General features: G+C 58.2%; 13 protein-coding genes. 9 read left to right on the forward strand and 4 right to left on the reverse strand.

The window, feature by feature from the left end; translation table 11 throughout:
• Positions 1-45: 45 nt before the first annotated feature.
• From H043_RS0113325 to flgA, 3 genes are all read right to left on the reverse strand, one after another.
• A complete protein-coding gene (locus H043_RS0113325; protein ID WP_027612275.1) occupies positions 46-513 on the reverse strand; it encodes a flagella synthesis protein FlgN in 468 nt (155 codons plus the stop codon).
• Positions 514-561: 48 nt separating this feature from the next.
• On the reverse strand, positions 562-888 hold the full coding sequence (gene flgM, locus H043_RS0113330; RefSeq protein ID WP_007917589.1) for a flagellar biosynthesis anti-sigma factor FlgM: 327 nt from the start codon (positions 886-888) through the stop codon (positions 562-564).
• Between the two features lie 160 nt (positions 889-1,048).
• The gene (gene flgA / locus H043_RS0113335; protein WP_027612276.1) at positions 1,049-1,810 is read right to left on the reverse strand and encodes a flagellar basal body P-ring formation chaperone FlgA; all 762 of its coding nucleotides are present in this window, start codon (positions 1,808-1,810) and stop codon (positions 1,049-1,051) included.
• A gap of 82 nt (positions 1,811-1,892) precedes the next feature.
• Here flgA and H043_RS0113340 point away from each other — a divergent pair, with 82 nt between their 5' ends.
• The 9 genes from H043_RS0113340 (at position 1,893) to H043_RS0113380 (ending at position 11,756) form a co-directional block, all read left to right on the forward strand.
• Positions 1,893-2,825 (forward strand): chemotaxis protein CheV, encoded by a 933-nt coding sequence (locus tag H043_RS0113340; protein ID WP_027612277.1) that lies wholly within the window; start codon positions 1,893-1,895, stop codon positions 2,823-2,825.
• A gap of 46 nt (positions 2,826-2,871) precedes the next feature.
• The gene (gene cheR / locus H043_RS0113345; protein WP_007963053.1) at positions 2,872-3,699 is read left to right on the forward strand and encodes a protein-glutamate O-methyltransferase CheR; all 828 of its coding nucleotides are present in this window, start codon (positions 2,872-2,874) and stop codon (positions 3,697-3,699) included.
• A gap of 366 nt (positions 3,700-4,065) precedes the next feature.
• Complete coding sequence (gene flgB / locus H043_RS0113350; RefSeq protein WP_007917581.1) at positions 4,066-4,473, forward strand: flagellar basal body rod protein FlgB; 408 nt, start codon at positions 4,066-4,068, stop codon at positions 4,471-4,473.
• 3 nt (positions 4,474-4,476) lie between these two features.
• Entirely contained in the window at positions 4,477-4,920 is a 444-nt protein-coding gene (gene flgC, locus H043_RS0113355; protein ID WP_003227217.1) for a flagellar basal body rod protein FlgC, read from the forward strand.
• A gap of 15 nt (positions 4,921-4,935) precedes the next feature.
• The gene (gene flgD / locus H043_RS0113360; RefSeq protein ID WP_027612278.1) at positions 4,936-5,661 is read left to right on the forward strand and encodes a flagellar hook assembly protein FlgD; all 726 of its coding nucleotides are present in this window, start codon (positions 4,936-4,938) and stop codon (positions 5,659-5,661) included.
• A gap of 30 nt (positions 5,662-5,691) precedes the next feature.
• On the forward strand, positions 5,692-7,008 hold the full coding sequence (flgE, locus tag H043_RS0113365; protein WP_027612279.1) for a flagellar hook protein FlgE: 1,317 nt from the start codon (positions 5,692-5,694) through the stop codon (positions 7,006-7,008).
• A gap of 190 nt (positions 7,009-7,198) precedes the next feature.
• Positions 7,199-8,359: an efflux RND transporter periplasmic adaptor subunit gene (locus tag H043_RS0113370; protein WP_027612280.1), complete on the forward strand. Its 1,161-nt coding sequence runs from the start codon at positions 7,199-7,201 to the stop codon at positions 8,357-8,359.
• A 38-nt stretch (positions 8,360-8,397) separates the two neighbouring features.
• Positions 8,398-10,374 carry a MacB family efflux pump subunit gene (locus H043_RS0113375; protein ID WP_027612281.1) on the forward strand — a complete coding sequence of 659 codons (1,977 nt, stop codon included), beginning with the start codon at positions 8,398-8,400 and terminating at the stop codon, positions 10,372-10,374.
• Positions 10,371-11,756: an efflux transporter outer membrane subunit gene (locus H043_RS0113380; protein WP_027612282.1), complete on the forward strand. Its 1,386-nt coding sequence runs from the start codon at positions 10,371-10,373 to the stop codon at positions 11,754-11,756. The genes H043_RS0113375 and H043_RS0113380 overlap by 4 nt, the downstream gene beginning before the upstream one ends.
• A gap of 756 nt (positions 11,757-12,512) precedes the next feature.
• Here H043_RS0113380 and H043_RS0113385 read toward each other — a convergent pair.
• Positions 12,513-15,407: a ribonucleoside-diphosphate reductase subunit alpha gene (locus H043_RS0113385; RefSeq protein ID WP_007968485.1), complete on the reverse strand. Its 2,895-nt coding sequence runs from the start codon at positions 15,405-15,407 to the stop codon at positions 12,513-12,515.
• Positions 15,408-15,684 lie beyond the last annotated feature (277 nt).

Here is a 15,684-nt window from a genome sequence, read left to right on the forward strand (position 1 = left end):
TGCCAGCATGTTTCGCGGGTTGATAGTGCAGGCACATCGAATGGCTCACGCCTGGCTGAGCGTACGCGGCTTGGTGGGTTTGGCGAAAGTGCCCGAGGCGTCATACAACGCTGGCGGCTCGCCCCCGGTGAGGATTTTCAGTTGATTGGCCGTGGCGGCCTGCTGAATCTGGATCGACTGGCCGTTTTTCACATTGGCGGCCTGGCACTGGGCAATCAGGTCGGTCAGTACATCGCTCTGGGACAGCAACTGATCGCCAATGCTCGACTGGCTGGCCAGTTGCTCCAGACCCTGACGGTCGAGCGGCAGGTTGAGGCTGGCGAGGATTTCGCTGCGCTTGCGGCCATGCTGTTCAAGCAAAATGATCAATGCCTGTTTGCGCGCCAGAATGTCTTCGAGCAAAGGCATGTCACGACCGTGCAAAGCGAGGGACTCGGTTTGCAGCAACTCCAGCAATTGTTGAGCTGGAGCAAAGTCGTCGGTGATCAGTTGCAATAAATTAGTGTCGTGCATGGCTGGCCTTGGGTTTTAAGCGTCCAAAAGCCTGGCGCCGGCAAAAGCCTAGCGCTGGGCTTCGAAGTTGAGCAGTTTGCTGGCTACACGGTTGCTGTCGACTTTATAGCTGCCATCGGCAATCGCTGCTTTCAACTCGGCCACCCGGGCTTTGTCGACGGCAGGCTGATCGCGCAGCTTGTCAGTGACCTTCTGCAACTGTTGAGCCTCATTGCTGAGGTGTACCGATTCCCCGCTTTTTGCGGTACTGGCCGTTTCGGCCTGGGTATTCAGCGGCGCGGAGGTGCCGGATTCGGCGGTTTCCTTGGCGTTGCTGGTACGTGTACTGCCCGTAAGTGACGAGGAGCTGTTCAAACGGCTGAAATCGATGACCATGTTAAAAACCTCTGGGAATTTGGACGCTTGCCATGTTCTCGGCCATTCCCTGGAAAACTTTAGGCTCACTTTGCAATGAGCTGCATGTGCCGAAGCGTGTTCTGCTGCGGCACAGTTTAGGGAAGCATCGAGGCCGGCGCCAGTTTTCTGCCTGAGCGTTTTACATGGCCACTTCCACCTGGCCCGGCGCGATGACCTGCGCCTTGATCACCCGGTTGGAATTGAGGTTTTTCACCCGGATCTGTTCTTTCAAACCGCCATTGGCCAGGGCTTCGCCGGGCATGCGCACAGCGAGCGTACCGCTGCGGGCGATGATGACCACCTGATCACCCTTGCGCACCACTTCAGCCTGTTCCAGATGCACCAGGGTAATCACCTGATCGGCGACCGTTGGTCGGGTCAATTTCTGCCCGATGGCTTCATCCACCGACGTCAGGAAACCCTGATTGATCTGGCTGATGTCGCGTTCACGCAAGGTCACATCCTGCGGCTCGATAATTCCGGCGCGTTTCAGCGGGCGGGTGGTGGTAACAATCTCGCGAAACAGGCGGACTTGAGCGGGCACGAACACCGTCCACGGCGAGCTTCCCTCGCACCGGACCTTGACCGTAACCCGGCCCAGCGGACGGGCCGGACTCTCCAGCGACGCTGTCAATTCCTTGTCGCACATAGGCATGCGCATACGCGGGTCGAGCTGGTTGACCTCGATTTCGTAGCGGCCTTCCGTTTGACTGGTAGCCAGATAGTCTTCTACGGTGAACTCAAGAAAGCCTTGGGTGACGCCGATAAGCATGTCAGGCAAGGTAACCGTATCAGCACCGGCAGGGCTGCCAGCGAAGAAGAAGCAGACGGCAGACACCGCGCACAGCGCTTTGCGGGTGCGGGAGGTCAGGCGTCGGAAAAATGTCGTTTGAGCGTTCATACGAGTTAAAAAGCAAGCGCCGTGCCGTTTAGCAATGAATGTGCGTCGCAACAACACTTGGCGTTGGTGTAGGAGTCTGGGCATGGCTGGTGTAATGGATTCGGTGAACCAGCGCACGCAACTGGTAGGGCAGAATCGCCTGGAGCTGTTGTTGTTCCGTCTCGACGGTCAACAGCTCTACGGCATCAACGTGTTCAAGGTGCGGGAAGTGCTGCAATGCCCGTCGCTGACGTTGATGCCCAAGTCCAGTCCTGTCGTGTGCGGGGTGGCGAATATCCGGGGGGCGACCATTCCGATCCTTGATCTGGCAATGGCGACCGGTTCCGGGGCGTTGAAAGACAAGAACAGTCCGTTCGTGATCATCACGGAGTACAACACCAAGACCCAGGGTTTCCTGGTTCGCTCGGTGGAGCGCATCGTCAACATGAACTGGGAAGAGATCCATCCGCCGCCCAAGGGCACCGGGCGCGATCACTACCTGACCGCTGTGACTCGGGTCGACAATCAGTTAGTCGAAATCATCGATGTCGAGAAGGTGCTGGCGGAAGTGGCGCCGACGCCCGAGGCGATTTCGGTCGGTGTGGTCGATGTCGAAACCCAGACCAAGGCGTTGTCGCTGCGGGTGCTGACGGTCGATGACTCGTCAGTGGCGCGCAAGCAGGTCACGCGTTGCCTGCAGACGGTCGGGGTCGAAGTGGTGGCGCTGAACGACGGCAAGCAGGCACTGGATTACCTGCGCAAGCTGGTCGATGAGGGCAAGAAGCCGGAAGAAGAGTTCCTGATGATGATTTCCGACATCGAGATGCCGGAGATGGACGGGTACACCCTGACGGCGGAGATCCGCAGCGACCCGCGCATGCAAAAGCTTCATATCATCCTGCATACTTCGTTGTCGGGGGTATTCAATCAGGCGATGGTCAAGAAAGTCGGTGCCGATGACTTCCTGGCCAAATTCCGTCCTGATGACCTGGCATCCCGGGTAGTCGACCGGATCAAAGCAGCAGATATCAGCTAGGGACCTTTTGTCCCTGGCGGTCAACACGATTTAAGAGGCGGCATCATTGTCTACGGGTAATTTGGATTTCGAACAATTCCGGGTCTTCCTGGAAAAAGCCTGTGGCATTTTGCTCGGTGAAAACAAGCAGTACCTGGTCTCGAGCCGTCTCAACAAACTGATGGAGCAGCAAGGCATCAAGTCCCTGGGTGAGCTGGTACAGCGCATCCAGACCCAGCCGCGCAGCGGTTTGCGCGAGCAGGTGGTCGATGCCATGACGACCAACGAAACCCTGTGGTTTCGGGACACCTATCCGTTTGAAGTCTTGAAGAACAAGGTGCTGCCCGAGGCGATCAAGGCCAGTCCCAACCAGCGTCTGCGGATCTGGTCGGCGGCGTGCTCGTCGGGTCAGGAACCGTATTCGCTGTCGATGTCGATCGACGAGTTCGAGCGCAGCAACCTCGGTCAGTTGAAGATGGGCGTGCAGATCGTTGCCACGGACTTATCCGGCAGCATGCTGACCAACTGCAAGACCGGCGAGTACGACAGCCTGGCGATCGGTCGCGGTTTGTCCGCCGATCGTCTGCAGCGCTACTTCGACCCGAAAGGGCCGGGGCGCTGGGTGATCAAGGCGCCGATCAAGAACCGGGTGGAATTCCGTTCGTTCAACCTGCTCGACAGCTACGCGAGTCTGGGCAAGTTCGACATCGTGTTCTGCCGCAACGTGCTGATCTACTTCTCCGCCGAGGTGAAGAAAGACATCCTGTTGCGCATTCACAGCACATTGAAGCCGGGCGGGTACCTGTTCCTTGGCGCGTCCGAAGCGCTGAACGGTTTGCCGGATCATTACCAGATGGTCCAGTGCAGCCCGGGGATCATTTACCAGGCGAAGTGATTCAAAAGCGGCAGGCATAAAAAAAACGGGAGTCCTTAGGGGGCTCCCGTTTTTTTATGCCTGATGATTTCCCTGAGCCTACAACAATCCAATGTGGGAGCGGGCTTGCTCGCGAATGCGGTATGCCAGTCAAAGCAAATGTCGACTGACACGACGCCTTCGCGAGCAAGCCCGCTCCCACATTGGATAGTCGTTGCCAGTTACAAGCGGCAGAAAAGCGGCAGCCAGCGGAAACCGGTTGCCGCTTTTCTGGCATTGCCGCTTTGCCGACTCCTCGCAAAGCCCCGGTTTACGGGGGTTGTTCTGTTTGGCACGGCGCTTGCTAAAGCTCAGGTACGAAAAACCGGTCACCCGAAGGTTCCCGACATGAGCATCAGCTTCGATAAAGCGCTCGGCATTCACGAAAAGGCACTGGGCTTCCGCGCCCAGCGTGCCGAAGTGTTGGCCAACAACATTGCCAACGCCGATACCCCGAACTACAAGGCTCGGGATCTGGACTTCTCCAAAGTGCTTGAAGCACAGACCCAGAAGAACGCCAACGGCACCATCGCCCTGAACATGACCAACAGCCGTCACATCGAAGCTGAAGGCCTGGGCAATGGCGACGAGTCGCTGATGTATCGCACGCCGATGCAGCCTTCGATCGACCAGAACACCGTTGACGCTCAGCTTGAGCAGTCGAACTACGCGGAAAACGCGGTCGGCTTCCAGGCCAGCTTCACCCTGCTCAACAGCAAATTCAAAGGGCTGGTGTCAGCCCTGCGCGGAGAGTAATCCATGTCCCTGTCCAGCGTTTTCAACATTGCCGGCAGCGGCATGAGCGCACAAACCACGCGTCTGAACACCGTGGCTTCGAACATCGCCAACGCCGAAACCGTTTCGTCGAGCATCGACCAGACCTACCGCGCCCGTCACCCGGTGTTTGCCACCATGTTCCAAGGCGGCCAGAACAGTGGCAGCAACTCGCTGTTCCAGAGCCAGGACGCCGCAGGGCAGGGCGTGCAGGTACTTGGCGTGGTCGAAGACCAGAGCAACCTCGAAGCGCGTTACGAGCCGAACCATCCGGCCGCTGACGCCAAAGGCTACGTCTACTACCCGAACGTCAACGTGGTGGAAGAAATGGCTGACATGATTTCCGCGAGCCGTTCGTTCCAGACCAACGCCGAAATGATGAACACCGCCAAAACCATGATGCAGAAGGTACTGACCCTCGGTCAGTAATAAGGGGCGACTGCCATGAGCGTTACCGATACCACCAGCAGCCTGAGCATGAATGACATCCTGGCGAACTCGTCGAAAAAGACCAGTTCGACCACCGGTGGCATTGCTTCGGCCACCAACAGCGCCACCGGCGGCCAGGCGCTGGGCAAGGATGCGTTCCTGCAACTGCTGGTCACCCAGCTGAAAAACCAGAACCCGCTCGATCCGCAGGACAACAGTGCCTTCGTGGCGCAGTTGGCGCAGTTCAGCAGCCTTGAGGGCATTACCACCCTCAACAGCACCGTCAGCTCGCTGGCCGGCAACTACAACTCGTCGCAGGCACTGCAGGCGTCGTCGCTGGTCGGTCGCAACGTGATCGTGCAGACCAACAGCGTGCAGATGGACGACCCGAGCAAGGGCATGACCGGTTCGGCCACCGTTCCGTCGTCGATTGCCGGCGGCACGGTCACCATCACCGACAGCAGCGGCGCGATCGTGCGAACCATTGATCTGGGCAGTCGCGCCGCAGGCAGCGCGAGCTTCACCTGGGATGGCAAGGACAAAGACGGCAATCTGGTGAAGGCCGGGACCTACACCGTCAAAGCCAACGCATCAATCAATGGCACCGCGACCGACCTGGCAACGTACCTGCCAGCCACGGTCAACAGCGTGACCATCAGCCAGACCGGTGGCGAGCTGATGCTCAACCTGTCCGGCAAGGGCACCGTCGCCCTGTCCAAAGTACAAACCATTGGTATATAGAGCCGACTAACCGGCACAAAGGAGTGGAATATGTCTTTCAATATCGGCCTTAGCGGTCTCTATGCAGCCAACAAACAACTGGACGTGACCGGCAACAACATCGCCAACGTCGCGACCGCCGGTTTCAAATCGTCCCGTGCAGAATTCGCAGATGTTTACTCGGCCACTCGCCTGGGTACCGGCAGCAAGGTCATCGGTAACGGCGTGCGTCTGGCCAACGTATCCCAGCAGTTCACCCAGGGTGATATCAACAACACCGGTAACGTGCTGGACATGGGCATCAACGGTTCGGGCTTCTTCACCATGAGCAACAACGGCTCGATCTCCTACACCCGGGCCGGTACGTTCAAGGTCGACGATAAAGGCTACATCACCAACACCGACTACACCTCGCGTCTGCAGGGCTATGGCGTGGATGCCAACGGCAAGGTCATTAACGGCGTACTGACCGACCTGAAGATCGACACCTCGAACCTGGCGCCAAAGTCCACCTCGCTGGTGACGTCGACCATCAACCTGGACTCGACCGCTCCGGTGATCGACGACACAGCGCCGGCCGGCAAATTCGACCCGACCAACCTTGCGACCTACACCAAATCGTTCAGCACGCCGATCTATGACAGCCAGGGCAACATGCACCCGATGGATCAGTACGTGGTCAAGACCGGTGCCAACACCTGGAAGGTCTACACCCTGGTAGACGGTCGTAATCCGGACGCTACCGGTAGCGATCCGAAGGTCACCGCGCCGACACCTTCGACCATGACGTTTGACTCCGCTGGCAAGCTGACTCAGGTCAGCACCCTGCCTGGTCCAGTGATCAGCAGCGACTTGAAGCTCAGCGGCTGGGTTCCGGGTAACGTGGTCAACGGTACCTTCAAACCTAACGGTGCCGCCGCGAACACGGCCGGCATTACCATTTCGATGGCGCAGACGACCCAGTACAACGCCGATACCGCCCGCTCGATCCCGACCCAGGACGGCTATGCTACTGGCCAGATCACCAACCTGACCATCGACGGTACCGGTACCCTGTTCGCCAACTTCAGCAACAACCAGAACAAGGCCATCGGCCAGGTTGCGCTGGCCAGCTTCACTAACGAGCAAGGCCTGCAAGCGATCGGCGGAACGAGCTGGAAGGAAACGTTCGCCTCGGGTATCCCGGGTTATGACGCTCCGCAAACCGGTACCCTGGGTTCCATCCAGTCCAACTCGCTGGAAGAGTCGAACGTTAACCTGACCAACGAGCTGGTAGACCTGATCAAGGGCCAGAGCAACTATCAGGCGAACGCGAAGACCATTTCGACCCAGAGCACCATCATGCAAACCATCATTCAGATGACCTGATATCGATGTTTTGTAAAAAGCTGTAACGGAAAGCCCCTCTTTGAGGGGCTTTCTTGTTTAATGCGCGCGCCGGGGGCCACTCGTCTGCGGCATCGTATTTGTGCCGGCGTATTCATGCGCTTGCTCAGGCAACACCCGGGCGCCAATGAACGGTTCGCCCAACCACAGACAGGGATGTAACGATCACTCCATGGTTTTTTTCTCTCGCTCCCGAATCGTCCTCGGGACGTTGTTCGTCAGTGCATTGCTGGTCTGGTTTATAGGGGGGCATGGCTGGGGCGCCACGCCAAGGAAATATCTGACCACGACCGTCACCGTCGAGGACCTTGAAGAAACCGTATTGGCCAGTGGTACGGTCAAGCCTTTCCAGCAAGTCAGTGTTGGCGCACAGGTCAACGGGCAACTCCAGAGCCTGAAGGCCGGGTTGGGCGATACGGTGCGCCAAGGTCAGCTGCTGGCCGAGATTGACCCGCTGTTGCCACAGAACGAACTGCTCAAGTCACGGGCAGCGTTGCTTAGTGTCCGGGCACAATATAAGGCTCGACAGGCGCTGATTCGCCAGTACGAACTTGATTTTCGTCGCAAGCAAAGTCTGGTTGCCAGTGAGGCCGGGTCGCGGGCCGATCTGGAAATAGCCGAAGCGCAATTGCAAAGCTCACGTGCCGAACTGGCATCCCTGGCTGCGCAGATTTCCCAGGCGGAGATAGAAATCCGCATCGCCGAAGTCAACCTTGGCTATACGCGTATCAGTGCGCCGATGGACGGGGAAGTCATTGCCGTGGTGACGAGGCAGGGGCAGACCGTCGTTTCCGCGCAAAGTGTCCCGACTTTGCTGATCCTGGCCCGACTGGACCGGATGACGGTCGAGGCGCGGATATCTGAAGCTGACGTGGTTCGAGTCAAGCCAGGCCAGGCGGTGTCCTTCAGTATCCTGGGCGATCCGGATCGGCGCTTTGAAAGTCATATTCGGGCGGTAGAACCGGCGCCAGAGTCCATTGCCCGGCAGGACACAATGCAGGGTAGCGGTGGCTCGACTGCTGGCGGTGCCGACGCAGCGGTGTACTACAACGCTCTGTTTGACGTGCCCAATGACGATCGTTCGTTGCGCACATCAATGACGGCGCAGGTCAGTGTGCTGCTCGCTTCTGCGCCAAAAGCCACAACGGTGTCGGTGGCTGCGTTGGGCAAGCGTGCCGCGGATGGCCGCTATGAAGTGCGTCGACTGGTTGATGGTCAGTTGCAGACGGTGCTGGTCAAGACCGGCTTGCGCAATGACCTTAATGTTCAGGTGTTGGACGGTCTCAAGGAGCATGACGAAGTTGTCCTCGGCGAAGAGCCGGAGCCTCAATGAGCAGCGCGAACGATCTTCGCGGCTTGACGCCGGATGCGATGAACGACGTGTTGCCGGCCAAGCCGCTATTGTCCCTTGAAGGTGTGCAGCGTTGGTTCGCTGATGGCGAGGCCAGAACGCAAGTGTTGCGGGACGTGAATCTGACCATTGGCGCCGGAGAAATGGTGGCGATTATCGGTCCGTCCGGCTCCGGAAAATCCAGCCTGATGAATATCCTCGGCTGTCTGGATCGTCCCTCCGCCGGTCGCTACTGCATCAACGGTCTCGACATGGCCGGTATGAGCAGCGATGAGCTGGCGACATTGCGTCGTGAGCATTTCGGGTTCATTTTCCAGCGCTTTCATTTGCTGTCGCATTTGAGCGCCGAGGCCAACGTCCAGGTGCCGGCCATTTACGCCGACCAGTCGTTTATCGAATGTCAGCAACAGGCCAGGGCATTGTTGCAACGCCTGGGGCTGGGGCAGCGCCTGCAGCATCGGCCGGGGCAGCTTTCCGGTGGTCAGCAGCAGCGGGTCAGTATTGCCCGTGCGCTGATCAATGGTGGCGCGGTGATCCTGGCTGACGAACCTACCGGCTCGCTGGACTCACGCAGTGGTGAAGAGGTAATGGCCATCCTGCGTGAACTGCACCGTAGCGGCCACACCATTATTATCGTGACCCATGACGTGCAGGTGGCGCAGCACGCTGACCGAATTATCGAGATTCATGACGGAGAGATCGTCGCGGATCAATCGAATGCCAGCCGAAAAGTGCCTGCGGCGCAGGTCGCCGAGGCTGGTGAAAGTACGCAAGATCAGGGGCGCGAAGTAGCGGCGGTGCAGTGGCGTCGCTTCAGCGAGGCTTTCAAGATGGCCTGGGTTTCCCTCTGCAGCCATCGTATGCGTACATTGCTGACCATGCTGGGGATCATCATCGGCATCGCCTCAGTGGTGTCGGTGGTCGCTTTGGGGCAGGGCGCGCAGACCCGAGTACTGCGCGATATCAGCGCCATGGGCACCAATACCATCGATGTTTATCCTGGCAAGGACTGGGGAGATGAGCAGGCCGCCTCGATCCGCACCCTGCAACCTGTGGATCTGCGGATCATCCAAGGGCAGTCCTGGGTCGACAGTGTCTCGGCGATGGTCAATGGCAGCCGAACGATTCGCTATCGCAATCTGCATGTCAGTGCCACCATCAATGGTGTCGGCCACGATTACTTCCAGGTGATGGGCATCCGCATGAGCAAGGGGGCGGTGTTCAGTGCCAGCGATGTAATGCGCCGCGGCCAGACCCTGATCATTGATCACAATACTCGACAACGGCTGTTCAAGGAGTGGGAGCAGCCACTGGGCAAAGTCATCCTGGTGGGCGGCCTGCCTTGCACGGTGGTAGGGGTCATGGAAAGTCGCGATGACGGTTTTTCAGGGCCAAGCCTGCAGGTCTATCTGCCTTATACGACGGTGATGGGGCGCTTGTTGGGGCAGAGCCATTTCAATTCGATCAAGGTTCGGCTCAGGGAGCAGGTTGCCAGTCCAGCAGCAGAGCAAGCACTGCAAACATTGTTGGTGGCACGTCATGGGCGCGCGGATTTTTTCCTCAGCTCCAGCGACAGCATCCTTAAAATCGTACAGAAAACCACAGACACACTGACCCTGCTGATTTCTGCGGTGGCGCTCATTTCACTGTTGGTTGGTGGTATCGGCGTGATGAATATCATGCTGGTGTCGGTCACCGAGCGCACCCGGGAGATTGGCATCCGCATGGCGGTCGGCGCGCGGCGCACGGACATCCTGCAGCAGTTTTTGATCGAGGCGGTGCTGGTCTGTCTGCTGGGGGGCTTGTTGGGTGTCCTGCTTTCGTTGTTGATCAGCCAGGTGTTCGGCTATTTCGTGCAGACAATCGTTATGGAATTCACGGCTTTGGCCATGATTTCAGCGTGTTTGTGTTCGCTGCTGGTCGGCGTGTTGTTCGGTTATATCCCGGCGCGCAATGCCGCCCGGCTTGATCCCATTCAGGCGTTGTCCAGAGAATGAAGTATACCAAGCGCAAGTGGATCTGGGCATTGCCATTGCCTTTGTTGTTGGGCGGCTGCAGCGCTCTGCTGCACAGCGAATATCGTCAACCGCAAGTGAAGACGCCGGCCTTCTGGTTTGGCGACGCATCCCGTGAGCGCTCATTGAGTGTGCGAGAGCGATGGTGGGAAACGTTTGATGATCCACGTCTGAACGCCTTGGTCGACGACGCCCTGGCGCGCAATAACGATCTTGCAGTTGCTGCGCTCAGAGTGCGTCGGGCAGCGCTTCAGGCAGGGCTCACCGGCACCAATATCACGCCCGATCTGGACGTGGGGGCGGGGGCGGACTGGAGCAGGAATCTACATCGAGACAATTCAAGCCAGCGTCGATTTTCCACGAGCGCGACGGTGCGTTACGAAGTCGATTTGTGGGGGAAACTGGCGAGTACGCGCGATGCCGGGCAATGGGCGCTGTTGGCGACTGACTTTGACCGGCGTGCCAGCGCGCTGAGCCTGGTGGGTACGACGGCGCGCCTGTATTGGCAGATTGGCCTGTTCAACGAACTGGTCCGGTCTGCGCGGGAAAGTATCGGGTACGCCGAGCAGACGTTGCAACTGGTGCAGTCTCAACATCTGGCGGGTGCGGCGACGGGTCTTGAAGAGGCACAAGCCGAGCAGGTGTTGGCCACGCAGCGTGCTGTATTGAGTGACTATTTGCAGCAACTTGAAGTGGCGCGCAACGCACTGGCCATTGTCTTTGATCAGGCACCCGAGCATCGGTTTGCAGAACTTGTGCAATTACCTTCGACGGCATTGGCGAGTGTGCCGGCAGGCTTGCCGGCTGATCTGGTTGATCGACGTCCGGATTTGCAGGCGGCTGAATGGCGATTGCGCCAGGCGCTGTCGAACTATGACGCAACGCGTGCCAGTTTCTATCCCTCGTTCACACTGACGGGCGGTCTGGCTACTGGCGGTAGTCGAGAGTTAAGCCAAGTGCTCAATAACCCTGTCGGTCTAATGGGTGTTGGTATCAGTCTGCCGTTTGTGCAATGGAATGTTCGCAAGTACACAGTGGGTATATCGGCGGTGGACTATGAGGCGGCGATAATCGACTTTCGTCAGAGCCTTTATATCGCGCTGGCGGAAGTTGAAGACGCCCTGTCGGCGCAAGTGCAGTTGGCTGATCAGGGGGGACGGCGAGAGCAGGCTCTGGTCGCCGCAATGAAAGCCGAAGGGTTGGCCGAAATTCGTTATCGCAGCGGGCAAACGGGTATCAAGGAGTGGCTGGATCTGCAAGAGAGCCGGCGTGCCGCGCAAATTTCACTGGCGCAGAATCGCTTCGAGCGACTGCAGGCGCAAATGGGACTGTACCTGGCGCTGGGCGGAGGCTTCGCGCGTTAATTTATTGCGCAGACAAACGTTAACTTATTGGGATGTTGTTTTTAATTAAGGAAGATTGTGCCGCGTGTCTGGTTTTAGTTAGCGTATTTTTTTGATTTGGGTCAGTGGTTTGTATGCAATTGATGTTGTAGGTCTTTGTGTGGTTGTTGATTTTTTTGAGTTGATTTAATTAATAAATAGTTTTGGTTGTGGGGGTTTTATTTATTGTTTTTAGTTGTTTAGCAATGTAAGGTGCGCGCTCTTTCGTCAGGGCCTTGATGAATGATGGGTGTTCGGTGTGCAACACTCTTACTGCTGTCTCTGGTTGTGTCGGCAAGATGATGATCTATGAAGTTATTGCGCTGACGACCGTTTGAGACGTTTATTTGAAATGGAGATCGTTATGTCGCTGCGTATGGGTTTTGGTCTGACTTTGGCCGCAAGTTTGCTGTTGGGTGCAGTCGTTGTTCAAGCTGCACCGGCTTCCTGGTGGCTTTATCAGTCGGCTTCGACCGGCCGTACTATGTGCAGCAACGTTCCACAAGCCAGTGGCTGGGTTCGTGTTGCCGGTCCTTACAATAACGGCGGCTGCCGATAGTAAGCACCAATAAGGAGGCTCCTTCTGTGAAGGGGCCTTTTTTGTATCGGCTGAACCCTGTTCATTAGAGCCTTGGTGTTTGGCAGACAAAAGAAAACCCCCGACAAACCAGAAGTCTGTCGGGGGGGTTCTTTTGCCTGGAGAAATCAGGCGTCTCGCGACGCCTGACCCGGCTCAGCTTATTGGCAAGCTTCGCAATCCGGCTCGTCGATCGCGCAAGCCTTTGGCACTGGCGCCGGACCTGCCGGAGCTGCCAGAACCGAATCGTCGCCGTGGTTGCCGCCGCTGGAAACAGCGTTCAGCTTGCCGGTGTTGATGGTCGACTTCTCGGTGCTGGTCGCAGCCAGGGCACGGAGGTAGTAGGTGGTTTTCAGACCACGGTACCAGGCCATGCGGTAGGTCACGTCGAGCTTCTTGCCCGATGCGCCGGCGATGTACAGGTTCAGCGACTGGGCCTGGTCGATCCACTTCTGACGACGGCTGGCGGCGTCAACGATCCACTTGGTGTCCACTTCGAACGCGGTCGCGTAGAGCTCTTTGAGTTCTTGCGGGATGCGCTCGATCTGCTGAACCGAACCGTCGTAGTACTTCAGGTCGTTGATCATGACCGAGTCCCACAGACCGCGCGCCTTGAGGTCGCGAACCAGGTACGGGTTGATCACGGTGAATTCGCCCGACAGGTTCGATTTCACATACAGGTTCTGGTAGGTCGGTTCGATCGACTGCGATACGCCGGTGATGTTGGCGATGGTCGCGGTCGGTGCGATGGCCATGATGTTGGAGTTACGAATGCCTTTCTGTACACGGGCGCGAACCGGTGCCCAGTCCAGGGTTTCGTTCAGGTCAACGTCGATGTACTTCTGACCGCGTTGTTCGATCAGGATCTGTTGCGAATCCAGCGGCAGGATGCCTTTGGACCACAGCGAACCGTTGAAGGTCTCGTACGCGCCACGCTCGTCTGCCAGGTCGCAGGACGCCTGGATCGCGTAGTAGCTGACCGCTTCCATCGACTTGTCGGCGAACTCGACGGCAGCGTCGGAACCGTAAGGGATGTGCTGCAGGTACAGCGCGTCCTGGAAGCCCATGATGCCCAGACCGACCGGACGGTGGCGGAAGTTGGAGTTCTTCGCTTGCGGCACCGAGTAGTAGTTGATGTCGATCACGTTGTCGAGCATGCGCACGGCGGTGTTCACGGTGCGTTGCAGCTTGGCGGTGTCCAGCTTGCCGTCGACGATGTGGTTCGGCAGGTTGATCGAGCCCAGGTTGCAAACGGCGATCTCGTCCTTGTTGGTGTTCAAGGTGATCTCGGTGCACAGGTTCGAGCTGTGAACCACGCCGACGTGCTGCTGCGGGCTACGCAGGTTGCACGGGTCTTTGAAAGTCAGCCATGGGTGGCCGGTTTCGAACAGCATGGAGAGCATTTTGCGCCACAGGTCTTTGGCCTGGATGGTCTTGAACAGCTTGACCTTGCCCGGGTACTCGGTCAGGGCTTCGTAGTACTCGTAACGCTCTTCGAAGGCTTTACCGGTCAGGTCGTGCAGGTCAGGAACTTCGGATGGCGAGAACAGGGTCCACTTGCCGTCATCGAAGACGCGCTTCATGAACAGGTCAGGGATCCAGTTGGCGGTGTTCATGTCGTGGGTACGACGACGATCATCACCGGTGTTCTTGCGCAGTTCGATGAACTCTTCGATGTCCATGTGCCAGGTTTCCAGGTAGGCACACACAGCGCCTTTGCGCTTGCCACCCTGGTTAACGGCTACGGCGGTGTCGTTCACTACTTTCAGGAACGGAACCACGCCTTGCGACTTGCCGTTGGTGCCTTTGATGTACGAACCCAGGGCACGCACAGGGGTCCAGTCGTTGCCCAGGCCGCCAGCGAATTTGGACAACATGGCGTTGTCGTGGATCGCGTGGTAGATGCCCGACAGGTCGTCCGGAACGGTGGTCAGGTAGCAGCTCGACAGCTGTGGACGCAGGGTGCCGGCGTTGAACAGAGTCGGGGTCGAAGCCATGTAGTCGAACGAGGACAGCAGGTTGTAGAACTCGATCGCACGGTCTTCTTTCTGCTTCTCTTCGATCGCCAGGCCCATGGCCACACGCATGAAGAAGATCTGCGGCAGTTCGAAACGCACGCCATCCTTGTGGATGAAGTAACGGTCGTACAGGGTCTGCAGGCCCAGGTAGGTGAATTGCTGATCGCGCTCGTGGTTGATCGCCTTGCCCAGTTTTTCCAGGTCGAAGGTGGCCAGCACAGGGTTCAGCAGTTCGAACTCGATACCTTTGGCGATGTAAGCCGGCAGCGCCTTGGCGTACAGGTCGGCCATCTCGTGGTGAGTGGCGCTTTCGGCCACTTCGAGGAAGCCCAGGCCTTCGGCACGCAGGGTGTCCATCAGCAGGCGGGCGGTGACGAACGAGTAGTTCGGCTCACGTTCAACCAGGGTACGCGCGGTCATTACCAGTGCGGTGTTGACGTCGTTCAGGGCCACGCCGTCGTACAGGTTCTTCAGGGTTTCGCGCTGGATCAGGTCGCCGTCGACTTCAGCCAGGCCTTCGCAGGCTTCGGTGACGATGGTGTTCAGGCGGCCCATGTCCAGCGGCGCGAGACTGCCATCAGCACGGGTGATGCGGATCGACGGGTGCGCATTGACTGCCGCTTCGACCGGGGCGTGGGCAGCGCGTTCTTTCGAGCGGCCGTCACGGTAGATCACGTAGTCACGAGCGACTTTCTGCTCGCCGGCACGCATCAGGGCCAGTTCGACCTGGTCCTGGATTTCTTCGATGTGGATGGTGCCGCCCGAAGGCATGCGACGCTTGAAGGTCGCGGTGACTTGTTCGGTCAGGCGGGCAACGGTGTCGTGGATTCGCGACGAAGCGGCAGCGGTGCCGCCCTCAACTGCGAGAAACGCTTTGGTGATAGCGACGGTGATCTTGTCATCGGTGTAAGGAACGACAGTGCCATTGCGCTTGATCACGCGCAGTTGACCAGGCGCGGTGGCGGCCAGATCCGAATTCGAATCGGCGGCCTGCGGCAAGGTGCCCTGCGGGTTCTCGCGAGTTGTGTCGGTTTGCATGGGTGTCTCCACGTTCTCTATGTTTGTTTGGGCACCATCAAGGTGCCCACCGTTCCGTCCTGAAGCACTACAACCGGCACGCGCCGGGCATAACGACTTCGGGACAGTTCAGGAAGGGGGCCTTGTGGGCGCCGCTTCCATGCCGAAGTCTTCGGTTCTCGCGATACGCGTGAGACCGCATTCCTTTCGGGGAGCAGATTCGTCACTGCAACACCCGTACCGTTATCGTCGTGGTCGACTGAAAAACGGTAGCCATCCGCAGGCGCGGTTTGGGCTT

This window comes from Pseudomonas sp. URIL14HWK12:I6 (assembly GCF_000514195.1).
GTDB classification, from domain to species: domain Bacteria; phylum Pseudomonadota; class Gammaproteobacteria; order Pseudomonadales; family Pseudomonadaceae; genus Aquipseudomonas; species Aquipseudomonas putida_A.

Excerpts from the sequence above, each read along its gene's own strand:
- H043_RS0113325 (WP_027612275.1), bottom strand. The coding sequence starts at position 513 with ATGCACGACACTAATTTATTGCAACTGATCACCGACGACTTTGCTCCA.
- flgM (WP_007917589.1), bottom strand. The coding sequence starts at position 888 with ATGGTCATCGATTTCAGCCGTTTGAACAGCTCCTCGTCACTTACGGGC.
- flgA (WP_027612276.1), bottom strand. The coding sequence starts at position 1,810 with ATGAACGCTCAAACGACATTTTTCCGACGCCTGACCTCCCGCACCCGC.
- H043_RS0113340 (WP_027612277.1), top strand. The coding sequence starts at position 1,893 with ATGGCTGGTGTAATGGATTCGGTGAACCAGCGCACGCAACTGGTAGGG.
- flgB (WP_007917581.1), top strand. The coding sequence starts at position 4,066 with ATGAGCATCAGCTTCGATAAAGCGCTCGGCATTCACGAAAAGGCACTG.
- flgC (WP_003227217.1), top strand. The coding sequence starts at position 4,477 with ATGTCCCTGTCCAGCGTTTTCAACATTGCCGGCAGCGGCATGAGCGCA.
- flgD (WP_027612278.1), top strand. The coding sequence starts at position 4,936 with ATGAGCGTTACCGATACCACCAGCAGCCTGAGCATGAATGACATCCTG.
- flgE (WP_027612279.1), top strand. The coding sequence starts at position 5,692 with ATGTCTTTCAATATCGGCCTTAGCGGTCTCTATGCAGCCAACAAACAA.
- H043_RS0113370 (WP_027612280.1), top strand. The coding sequence starts at position 7,199 with ATGGTTTTTTTCTCTCGCTCCCGAATCGTCCTCGGGACGTTGTTCGTC.
- H043_RS0113375 (WP_027612281.1), top strand. The coding sequence starts at position 8,398 with ATGAACGACGTGTTGCCGGCCAAGCCGCTATTGTCCCTTGAAGGTGTG.
- H043_RS0113380 (WP_027612282.1), top strand. The coding sequence starts at position 10,371 with ATGAAGTATACCAAGCGCAAGTGGATCTGGGCATTGCCATTGCCTTTG.
- H043_RS0113385 (WP_007968485.1), bottom strand. The coding sequence starts at position 15,407 with ATGCAAACCGACACAACTCGCGAGAACCCGCAGGGCACCTTGCCGCAG.